Origin of the sequence: Aeromonas sp. S2(2024) (assembly GCF_041402505.1) — a bacterium.
GTDB classification, from domain to species: Bacteria; Pseudomonadota; Gammaproteobacteria; order Enterobacterales; family Aeromonadaceae; genus Aeromonas; species Aeromonas media.
Map to the genome: position 1 here is coordinate 107,596 of NZ_JBGLRL010000012.1, position 10,784 is coordinate 118,379.

Annotated in this window: 8 protein-coding genes; 5 read left to right on the forward strand and 3 right to left on the reverse strand. The window is 62.4% G+C overall.

Annotation, left to right across the window (positions count from 1 at the left end):
* Window positions 1-87 precede the first annotated feature (87 nt).
* A complete protein-coding gene (gene tesB / locus ACB039_RS13760; RefSeq protein ID WP_005323471.1) occupies window positions 88-951 on the forward strand; it encodes an acyl-CoA thioesterase II in 864 nt (287 codons plus the stop codon).
* Between the two features lie 73 nt (window positions 952-1,024).
* On the opposite strand, the gene ACB039_RS13765 is transcribed toward tesB, so the two are convergent.
* The 3 genes from ACB039_RS13765 to ACB039_RS13775 form a co-directional block, all read right to left on the reverse strand.
* Window positions 1,025-2,203, reverse strand: coding sequence for a dicarboxylate/amino acid:cation symporter (locus ACB039_RS13765; RefSeq protein WP_371165889.1), 1,179 nt, complete (start codon window positions 2,201-2,203; stop codon window positions 1,025-1,027).
* Between the two features lie 117 nt (window positions 2,204-2,320).
* The gene (locus tag ACB039_RS13770; RefSeq protein WP_371165890.1) at window positions 2,321-2,980 is read right to left on the reverse strand and encodes a class I SAM-dependent methyltransferase; all 660 of its coding nucleotides are present in this window, start codon (window positions 2,978-2,980) and stop codon (window positions 2,321-2,323) included.
* Between the two features lie 99 nt (window positions 2,981-3,079).
* Window positions 3,080-3,721: a TetR family transcriptional regulator gene (locus ACB039_RS13775; RefSeq protein WP_283940874.1), complete on the reverse strand. Its 642-nt coding sequence runs from the start codon at window positions 3,719-3,721 to the stop codon at window positions 3,080-3,082.
* A gap of 152 nt (window positions 3,722-3,873) precedes the next feature.
* Between ACB039_RS13775 and ACB039_RS13780 the strand changes: the two genes are divergently transcribed.
* The 4 genes from ACB039_RS13780 to ACB039_RS13795 all read left to right on the forward strand — a co-directional run bounded on the left by ACB039_RS13780 (window position 3,874) and on the right by ACB039_RS13795 (window position 10,694).
* On the forward strand, window positions 3,874-5,067 hold the full coding sequence (locus ACB039_RS13780; protein WP_171273522.1) for an efflux RND transporter periplasmic adaptor subunit: 1,194 nt from the start codon (window positions 3,874-3,876) through the stop codon (window positions 5,065-5,067).
* A 17-nt stretch (window positions 5,068-5,084) separates the two neighbouring features.
* The gene (locus ACB039_RS13785; protein ID WP_371165891.1) at window positions 5,085-8,234 is read left to right on the forward strand and encodes an efflux RND transporter permease subunit; all 3,150 of its coding nucleotides are present in this window, start codon (window positions 5,085-5,087) and stop codon (window positions 8,232-8,234) included.
* The gene (locus ACB039_RS13790; protein WP_268421145.1) at window positions 8,227-9,642 is read left to right on the forward strand and encodes an efflux transporter outer membrane subunit; all 1,416 of its coding nucleotides are present in this window, start codon (window positions 8,227-8,229) and stop codon (window positions 9,640-9,642) included. The genes ACB039_RS13785 and ACB039_RS13790 overlap by 8 nt, the downstream gene beginning before the upstream one ends.
* Window positions 9,643-10,031: 389 nt before the next feature.
* On the forward strand, window positions 10,032-10,694 hold the full coding sequence (locus tag ACB039_RS13795) for a tyrosine-type recombinase/integrase (RefSeq protein ID WP_371165892.1): 663 nt from the start codon (window positions 10,032-10,034) through the stop codon (window positions 10,692-10,694).
* Window positions 10,695-10,784: the final 90 nt, after the last annotated feature.

The following is a 10,784-nucleotide window of genomic DNA, read 5'->3' on the forward strand; positions in this document are numbered from 1 at the left end:
GGGCTGCTGCTGTGGGATGTGGATCAGGATGGTTGCCCTGCAGGGGCTGGCTTGTTAGCCTTTGCGGCACTGATAGAGGAGATAATAATGAGCAAGGTACTGGATGAGCTGCTGGCACTGCTGGCGCTGGAAAAGATCGAGGAGGGCCTGTTTCGGGGCCAGAGCCAGGATCTCGGATTGCGATCCGTGTTTGGCGGACAGGTGATGGGGCAGGCCTTGTCAGCCGCCAAGCAGACGGTCGCCCTCGATCGCCAGGTCCACAGCTGTCACTCCTACTTCCTGCGCCCGGGGGATGCCAACAAGCCCATCGTCTACGACGTGGAGAACATCCGCGACGGTCAGACCGTCTCCACCCGTCGGGTCAAGGCCATTCAGAATGGCAAACCCATCTTCTATCTCAACGCCTCCTTCCAGGTGGAGGCCGAGGGGTTCGAGCATCAGGCTCAGATGCCCGAAGGCATCACGCCCCCCGAGCAGCTCAAGAGCGAGCTGGAGCTGGTGCGCCCCTACGAGCAGATGATCCCGGCGGCCCTGCGGGACAAGATCCTGTGCGAGAAACCCATCGAGATCCGCCCCGTGACCCTGGTCGATCCCATTCGCCCGGATGTGCACGAGCCGCTGCGCTACACCTGGTTCAAGGCCAACGGCCCGGTGCCGGACGATCAGCGGGTGCACAACTACCTGCTCGCCTATGCCTCCGACTTCCACTTCCTGTTTGCCGCCCTGCAGCCCCACGGGGTCTCCTACTGGGAGCCGGACATGCAGGTGGCCACCATAGATCACTCCATGTGGTTCCACCGGGAGTTCCGGCTCGATGACTGGCTGCTCTACGTGGTAGACAGCCCGAGTGCCAGCGGCGGGCGCGGTCTGGTACGCGGCCAGTTCTTCACCCGCGACGGCGTGCTGGTGGCGAGCACCATGCAGGAAGGCGTGATCCGTCGCCGGGGCTGAGCCTGCCTTCATCGACGGTGCATCAACAAAAACGGGAGCCAGTGGCTCCCGTTTTTTTATTGTGGTGCAGGCCTCAGGCGGCGTCACGTTCCGGGGCTGCCAGGGTCTCTTCGCCCTGGGCGAAGCGGTCGGCCCAGAGGGCGATGACGCCATCCCCGGTGACGTTGCAGGCGGTGCCGAAGCTGTCCTGGGCCAGGTAGAGGGCGATCATCAGGGCGATGGAGGCCTCACCGAAGCCGAGCATGGAGGTGAGCAGGCCGAGCGCCGACATGACGCCGCCGCCGGGGGCGCCCGGCGCCGCAATCATGATGACGCCGAGCATCATGATGAAGGGTAGCATGGTGCCATAGCCAGGGATGGCCAGGTGCTCGGAGAGGAACATTACCGCGGTGGCGCAGGTCACCAGGGTGATGGTGGAGCCACAGAGGTGAATGGTGGCGCACAGGGGCACGGTGAAGTTGGCGATGCCGTCGCTCACGCCGTTGTTCTTGCTGGCCTGCAGGGCCACCGGGATGGTGGCGGCGCTGGACATGGTGCCAAGCGCGGTGAAGTAGGCGGGCAGCATGTTCTTGATGAGCATGGCGGGGGAGCGACCCAGCGCCAGCCCGGTGCCGATGAAGAGCATGCTGAGCCAGAGCCAGTGCATGACGATGGCCATCACCAGCACCACACCAAAGGTCTTGAGAGTGGCGAACACGGTGCCTTCCACCGTCATCTCGACGAAGACGCCCGCGATGTAGAAGGGCAGCAGCGGGATGATCACGCGGGCCAGCAGGCGGTCGATGATGTCACGGCCCTGATCGGCGACCCGGCGCAGGTCGGTGGCCTGGGTGGCGCTGATGCCGATACCGAACACGAAGGCGGCGGCCAGCGCCGACATCACCTCGAACAGCGGCGGGATCTCGAGGCTGATGTAGGAGCTGAGCTTGATGGCGGCTTGCGCCGTGGGCTCGGCGGCGGTGGTCAGCTGCGGGATCAGCTGGCTCGCCACCGTGAAGGCGAACAGGCCCGCCAGTATGGTGGAGCAGTAGGAGAGGGCGACCGTCTTGCCCAGCAGCTTGCCGGAGTTCTTCGGCAGGCTGGCGATGCCGCTCATGATGAAGAACAGGATGATGAGCGGAATGGTGAAGGTGATCAGCTGACCTATCACTGTCTTGGCCGTGAACAGCACCCGTGCGACCCATTCCGGGGCATAGATGCCGAGCAGGAGACCGGCGAGGATGCCGGCAATCAGATTGAGGACGAGTTTCATGGGGGAATCCAGGTGTTGGTGTCTGTTTTGTTATTTAATCTTGATTTTAATGCCGCTTTTTAACACAAATGCCGCATCTTGTCTGCCATCACCTGGTTAACTCAGAGTTAAATATTGTTATCTGGATGCTGAATCGCGTCGGGCACCCTGTCTGGATCGACGGCCGCGATATTGATTGATTGTGGCGGTATTGGGGTCGCGGATCAGCAGGGCATGGAGCCAGCGGCCGTGCACGGCATCGTCGCTGCACCAACTCTGATGCAGCTCAAACGGCAGGGGGGCGATCAGCTGCTGCAACCGTGCCTCATCGAGCCGGGTCAGCAGCGGGTATTCGTCCTGTGAGGGGGGCAAGGGGCTGCCGGGTTCATTCTCGCCATAGGGGAAGGAGCAGTAGAGGGGCCCCTGGGGTTTGAGCAGGGCGGCGAGGTGCATCAGGGCGGGGGCCAGCTCATCCTCGGTGAGGCAGGGCAGCGAACCGCTGGCCCAGATGCCGTCATAGGGCAGCACGTTGTGCATCTGCTCGAAGCGGCAGACCCGCACCGGCTGGCCGCACAGGCGCGAGGCGGCGCTGGCCAGGTTCAGGCTGGCATCGAAGGCGGTGACCATGAACCCCAGTTCCCGAAAATGGTGCAGATCCTCCCCCGCGCCGCAGCCGGCTTCCAGCAGGTGGGCACCGGGTTGCAGGCGGGCCAGGAAGGGGGAGTGGGCCTGGCCGATGAGGGCGGGGCGTGGCGCCAGCGGGGCAGCGCTTTGGGCGGGTGACTGTGGCAGTGGCATAGGGCTCGTCTCTAAGGTGGGCGGCTACTCTAGCAAATTTGCCCCCTGCTGTTCAGATCTGCTGATGACCCTCTATGACCCAGGGCGGCATCAGCGCCATCAGGGGCGGCGCAAGAGCGAGGGAGAGGGGTTGGCGAGCAGGCTGAACAGGGTGTCGAGCAGGAAGTCGGCCTCCTTAATCAGGTCGATGCGCTCCGGGAAGTGCAGCCAGTTGACGATGTAACCGTCCAGGGTGCAGTGCAGCAGGGTGGCGGCGCGCCGCAGATCCAGCTCTTTGGGCAGATGGCCGAGGCGCACGGCGTTGGCCAGGGTGATTTCCAGATCCCGGAAGAAGTTGATGGATTGCAGACGCATGTGATCCCTCAGGGCCTCGGCCTCCCCCTCCAGAGGCTCCAAGTTGAAGATGATGGTGAACATCTGCTGGTGGGCGGGTTCGGTGCTGATCTTGTACATCACCTCCTTGAGGAAGCCGCGCAGCTTGCCGAGGGGATCCTGCTCCTGCTCATCCACACAGGCGTCTATCTGGTGGGAGAGGGGGGCGCACAGCTCCTCCCACAGGGTGACGAACAGCTCCTCCTTGTTCTTGAAGTGCCAGTAGATGGCACCCCGGGTCAGGTCTGCCGCCTTGGCGATGTCGGTCAGGTTGGTCTTCGCCAATCCCTGTTGGCAGAACAGATTCAGGGCCGTGCCCATGATGTGGCAGCGGGTCTGCTGCGCCTCTTCTTTGGTTCTTCTGGCCATCGGATCCGTACCTGTTAAAAGGGGAAAAAGTTACTTACATACATTTATGAATGTATGTATATTGCCTCATCTTCGCAGTTTTACCAACAGGGACCCTATAAACCCTGTGGTTTTGTGATTTTTTTTGTTTGAAACAGAGGCTCAGAAACTCCATGCATAAACACATTCTCGCACGTTCGGTGGGCCTTGCCTTGTTGGCAAGCGGCCTGCTGGCTGGTTGTGGCGACAAGGGCGAGGCCGGGCAAGGGGCGGGCGAGATGCCGCCTGCTGCCGTGGACGTGGTCACGCTCCATGCCGCACCGCTGCAACTCATGTCCGAGCTCACCGGCCGCACCGCCCCCCTGCGGGTGGCCGAGGTGCGCCCCCAGGTGAATGGCATCATCCTCAAGCGCCTGTTCACCGAGGGCAGCGACGTCAAGGCTGGCCAGTTGCTGTACCAGATCGATCCCGCCGTCTATCAGGCCGCCGTCGCCAGTGCCAAGGCCAATCTGGCCAAGGCGCAGGCCAACGAGCAGAGCGCCCGCCTCAAGGCCCAGCGTTATGCCGAGCTGGTGAAGGTGAAAGCCATCAGCCGTCAGGAGTATGACGACGCCGACGCGGCCTGGAAGCAGCAGGTTGCCGAGATCGGGGCCGCCAAAGCCGCCCTGCAGAGCGCGAACATCAACCTGGCCTATACCCGGATCACGGCCCCCATCAGCGGCCGCATCGGCAAGTCTGCGGTGACCGAGGGTGCCCTGGTCACCGCCCAGCAGGCGGACAGCCTCACCTCCATCTCCCAGCTCGATCCCATGTACGTGGATGTGCGTCAGTCCACCGCCGATCTGTTACGCCTCAAGCGCCAGGTCGCCGCCGGCAAGCTGACCCAGGGCAAACAGGATGGCGCCAAGGTCAGCTTCCAGCTGGAAGATGGCAGCCAGTACGGCGAGCAGGGGACCTTGCAGTTCTCCGACGTGACCGTGGACGAGACCACCGGCATGGTGACCCTGCGGGTCCTGGTCCCGAATCCCCATGATCTGCTGCTGCCCGGCATGTTCATGCGTGCCACCCTGCAGGAAGGCGAGCGCCCAGAAGGCCTGCTGGTGCCCCAGACCGCCGTGACCCGCACGCCGAAAGGCGGGGCCACCGTCATGGTGGTGACCGCGGACAACAAGGTCGAGCTGCGGGAAGTGCAACTCAGCCGCGTCGTCGGCGACAGCTGGGTAGTGGAGTCCGGCCTCGATGCCGGCGAGAAGGTGATAGTGGCCGGTTTGCAGAAGGTCAAACCCGGTGCCGTGGTGGCGCCCGCTGAGCGCACCGGCAACACCACGACCACACAGGCCAATCAGACCCCGGTCACCAAGCAGTAGGATGGAGTAGTCGCCTCATGGCACGATTTTTCATAGACAGACCCATTTTCGCCTGGGTGATTGCCCTGGTGATCATGCTGGCCGGGGCCATGGCCATCATAGGCCTGCCGGTCGCCCAGTACCCGACCATAGCCCCGCCGGCCGTCGGCATTTCCGCCAGCTACCCGGGGGCCTCCGCCAAGACGGTGGAAGACTCGGTGACCCAGATCATCGAGCAGAACATGACGGGGCTGGATCACCTGCTCTACATGTCTGCCCAGTCCGATTCGTCCGGCAACGTCAGCGTGACCCTCACCTTCAAGCCGGGCACCGATCCCGACATCGCCCAGGTGCAGGTGCAGAACAAGTTGCAGCAGGCCATGTCGCTCCTGCCCCAAGAGGTGCAGCAGCAGGGTGTGCGGGTCCAGAAGACCTCCAGCAGCTTCCTGATGGTGGCCGCCTTCATCTCCACCGATGGCAACATGACCAACGACGATCTCGCCGATTACGTGGTCTCCAACATCAAGGAGCCTCTGAGCCGGCTGGACGGGGTGGGTGACATCACCTTGTTCGGCAGCCAGTACTCCATGCGGGTCTGGCTCGATCCCCACAAGCTCAACCGGGTACAGATGACCCCGGGAGACGTGCAGGCCGCCATCCAGGCCCAGAACGCCCAGGTTGCGTTCGGCAAGCTGGGGGGCACCCCGGCGGTGAGCGATCAGCAATTTACCGCCACCATCATGGGGCAGACCCGTCTCTCCACCCCGGAGGAGTTCAACAACATCCTGCTGCGGGTGAATCAGGATGGCTCCAAGGTGCTGCTCAAAGACGTGGCCCGGGTCGAGCTCGCCGGCGAAAGCTACGATGCCTCCGCCCTCTACAACGGTCAGGCCACGGCGGCGCTGGCGATCAAGCTGGCCACCGGGGCCAATGCCCTGGATACCGCGGACGAGGTGCGCGGCAAGCTCGATGAGCTGTCGGGCTACTTCCCGGCCAACATGAAGATCGTCTACCCCTACGACACCACGCCGTTCGTGAAGATCTCCATCGAGGAGGTGGTGCAGACGCTGATCGAGGCCATCTTCCTGGTGTTCTGCGTCATGTATCTGTTCCTGCAGAACTTCCGGGCGACCCTGATCCCGACCATCGCCGTGCCCGTGGTGCTGCTCGGTACCTTCGGCGTCATGGCGGCCTTCGGCTTCTCCATCAACACCCTGACCATGTTCGGTCTGGTACTCGCCATCGGCCTGCTGGTGGATGACGCCATCGTGGTGGTGGAGAACGTGGAGCGGCTGATGAGCGAGGAGGGGCTCTCCCCGCTGGAGGCGACCCGCAAGTCCATGACCCAGATCACCGGCGCCCTGGTGGGCATAGCCCTGGTGCTGTCGGCGGTGTTCGTGCCCATGGCCTTCTTCGGCGGCTCGACCGGCGCCATCTATCGCCAGTTCTCCCTCACCATAGTCTCGGCCATGGTGCTCTCTGTGCTGGTGGCGTTGATCCTGACCCCGGCGCTCTGCGCCACCCTGCTCAAACCCATGAAACACGGGGAGTTCGGTGCCCAGCGCGGCTTCTTCGGCTGGTTCAACCGCTTCTTCGATACCAATGCCAACCGCTACCAGAACGGCGTGCGCAAGGTGATCAAGCAGGGGACCCGCTACGGCATCATCTACCTGGCCATGCTGGCGGTGCTGGCGGTGCTCTTCATGCGTCTGCCCACCTCCTTCCTGCCGGAAGAGGATCAGGGGGTCATCATGTCCATGGTGCAGCTGCCGGTGGGGGCCACCAAGGAGCGTACCGAGGTGGTGCTGGCCGACATGCGCGACTACTTCCTCGAAAACGAGAAGGACAACGTCGACTCCGTGCTGACGGTGGCGGGCTTCAGCTTCGCCGGTAGCGGCCAGAACAGCGGCATGGCCTTCATCAAGTTGAAGGACTGGAGCGAGCGTAAAGGGGAAGAGCGCAGCGCCAATGCCATCATAGGCCGCGCCATGGGGTATCTGTTCAGCATCAAGGAGGCGCAGGTCTTTGCCTTCAACCTGCCCCCCATCCCTGAACTCGGCACGGCCACCGGCTTCGACTTCTTCCTGCAGGACCGTGGTGGTCTGGGTCACGAGAAGCTGATGCAGGCGCGCAACCAGTTGCTCGGCATGGCGGCGCAGGATCCCAACCTGGTGCGGGTACGCCCGAACGGGATGGAAGACACCCCCCAGCTCGACATCAAGATCGACTACGAGAAGGCGCTAGCCCAGGGGCTTTCCATCAGCGACATCAACAACACCCTGTCGGCGGCCTGGGGCTCCTCCTATGTGAACGACTTCGTCGACAGAGGTCGGGTCAAGAAGGTCTACCTGCAGGCGGATGCTCCCTTCCGGATGAACCCGGAGGATCTCAAGCTGTGGTACGTGCGCAACAGCACGGGCCAGATGGTGCCTTTCTCCGCCTTTGCCAGTACCGAGTGGAGCTTCGGCTCGCCCCGCCTGGAGCGCTACAACGGTGTCTCCGCCATGGAGATCGTCGGTGAAGCGGCGCCGGGCAAGAGTACCGGTGACGCCATGGCGGCCATCGAGCAGATGGTGAAACAACTGCCGGAAGGCATAGGCATCGAGTGGACCGGGCTCTCCTTCCAGGAGCGTCAGGCAGGCTCCCAGGCGCCGGCGCTCTACGCCATCTCGCTCCTGGTGGTCTTCCTCTGTCTGGCGGCGCTTTACGAGAGCTGGAGTATTCCGTTCTCCGTCATGCTGGTGGTGCCGCTCGGGGTGCTGGGGGCCATTTTGGCCGCAACCCTGCGCGGGCTTGAGAACGACGTCTACTTCCAGGTGGGCCTGCTCACTACCATAGGGCTGTCGGCCAAGAACGCCATCCTGATCGTCGAGTTCGCCAAGGAGCTCCATGACAAGGGGATGAAACTCGGCGATGCGGTGGTGGAAGCCTCCCGTCAGCGTCTGCGTCCGATCCTGATGACGTCCCTTGCCTTCATCCTCGGCGTCTTGCCGCTGGTGATCAGCACAGGTGCCGGCGCCAGCAGTCGCAACGCCATCGGCACCGGCGTCATGGGGGGGATGATTACGGCCACCGTGCTCGCCATCTTCTTCGTGCCGCTCTTCTTCGTGCTGGTGATGCGCTACTTCACCAAACACAGTTCAGCCGAGGAGCGCGTCGCGCTGACCAAGGAGACCCAACATGACTAAGACCCTGGTCGCCCTGAGTGTGACGCTGCTGCTGGGGGCCTGTTCCATGGCCCCCGATTACCAACGCCCCGAGGTGCCACAAGGCGCCTCCTGGCAAGAGAACCTCGCCACCCAGGGGGCATTGGCGCCCTGGCAGCAACAGTTCCTCGATCCGGCACTGCAAAAGCTGATCGACACTGCCCTGGAGAACAACCGGGATCTGCGGCTCGCGGCCCTCAACGTCGAGGCCTATGAGGCGAGATACCGGATCCAGCGGGCGGCCCAGTTGCCAACCTTGGCCGCCAGCGGCTCCGGCACCCGTCAGCAGGGATCCGACGATCTCAGCAGCACGGGGCAGGGGAGCATCAGCAGCCAGTACGGCGCCGACATCGGCATCACCGCCTATGAGCTGGATCTGTTTGGCCGGATCCAGAGCCTGAAAGATCAGGCGCTGGAGAACTACCTGGCACAGATCGAGACCCAGCGCAGCACCCAGATAGCGCTGATCGCCTCGGTGGCGAATGCCTACCTCACCCTGCTGGCGGATCAGGAGCTACTGGCCCTGAGCCAGGCGACGCTGGCGACCGAGCAGGAGAGCTATGCCCTGACCCAGCACAAGTACCGGCTGGGGGCGGCTTCCGAGATGGAGCTGGCGCAGGGGCGCACGGCGCTCGAGAACGCCCGGGTCAGCCAGGCGCAATACCAGCGTCAGGTGAAACAGGACAGAAATGGCCTGGCCCTGCTGCTCGGCACAGAAGTGCCGGTGCTGGAAGGCCAACCGGCGACCCTGGCCGAGGTGAAGCTGGCGCCGATCCCGGTGGGGGCCCCCTCCAGCCTGCTGCAACAGCGGCCCGACATACTGGCGGCGGAGCACAGCCTGAAGGCGGCCAACGCCAATATAGGCGCGGCCCGTGCCGCCTTCTTCCCGACCATCTCGCTCACCGCGACGGCGGGCACCGCCAGCAACCAGCTGAGCGGGCTGTTTGACGGCGGCACCGGCACCTGGACCTTCATGCCCCAGATAAACCTGCCCATCTTCGACGGTGGCAAGCGCATTGCGGATCTGGATGTGGCCGAGGTCGGCACCAAACAGGCGGTGGCGAGCTACGAGAAGAGCATCCAGACCGCCTTCAAGGAGGTCGCGGATACGCTCGGTGCCCAGGCGGATTATCAGCAGCAGCTGCAGGCCCAGCAGGATCTGGTGGATGCCAACCAGACCTACTTCAAGCTGGCGGAGTTCCGCTACGAGCAGGGGGTGGACAGTTATCTCACCCGGCTCGATGCCCAGCGCTCCCTGTTCAGCGCACGGCAGGGGCTCATCAGCACCCGCCTGGCGCAGCTGAGCAACCAGGTTGCACTCTACAAGGCGGTCGGTGGCGGCTGGCAGGCACCCAAGGAGGCCCCGGCGGCATCCGAAGGGCAGGGCTAGTCTCTCATCCGATTGCTGACAATGTGATAAAAACGGGGCGAACCGCAAGGTTCGCCCCGTTTTTATGTGTAAATAGCCGCCTCTTCTGGACACTTCGCTGCCGAGCGCAGGCCCGGTTCGCGAACGCCGGGCTTGCCCAGGCTGAAATAGAAAAAGGCCCGCATCGCTGCGAGCCTTCTCATCTATCTGGTGCCGGAAACAGGAGTCGAACCTGCGACCTTCGCATTACGAATCCAGATGCCATTCATTTCACACAATGCCATTTCATGTCAGGATTTCTGGTTAACTCATTAAATATCAGCTGGATGTGTCATGGCCATCGTATCAGATCGTTTCGTGATATATCATCCAGTACCATTGTGAAAGAGGGGTATGGGGAGGGGTATGGAATGGTCATTAAAACCAGAGAGATGATTAAAACCGATGCTGAGATCGCGGCAAAGAAGCCAAAGACTGGCGTGAGTGTGTGCCGTGTGGCTATACAGTCAAAGTATGGCGGCGGGCTCAAGCTGGAAGTGCGAGCCAATGGGCTTAAGCGTTTTGTCTACCGCTATAAGATAGCGGGCAAGGCTGGGGAAATGCTGATTGGTGGCTATCCGGCCATGACCCTAGCAAAAGCCAGACTGGCCCACTCCAAAGTGGTGGAGCTGGTGAAACAGGGAATTGATCCGGTTACTATCGCCAAACAGGCCAAGGCAAAGAATATCGAGATGCCGACCCTTAGCGAGATTTATCGCGATTGGCTGGCGATGCGGGCCAAGTCAAAGCCGATCGGCCCACGAACTCTGCGTGATTATGAGGGCACCTTTGCCCGCCACCTTGAATTGGTCATTGGAAATATCCGAGTTTGCGACCTGTCTCGAGCTGTTCTTTACGAGCATTTCTGCCGAATTGAAACTGCCGAGGGAGCACGAAAGGGACTGATAATCCTTAACCAATGTCTCGACCATGCGGTGTTACAGAGTCATATCGAGATCAACCCTGCCCGCCTTCTAAAACCTGCCATGTTTGGTGCATCTATGCCACCACCCCTTAACCATCCCCTCATATGAGCGAGGCGTGGCGCGGCTTCTGAGGTATGATCGCCATCCTTGACCAGCTAATACCCAACAGACTATCCCCATGTTTAACCACGAACTAAT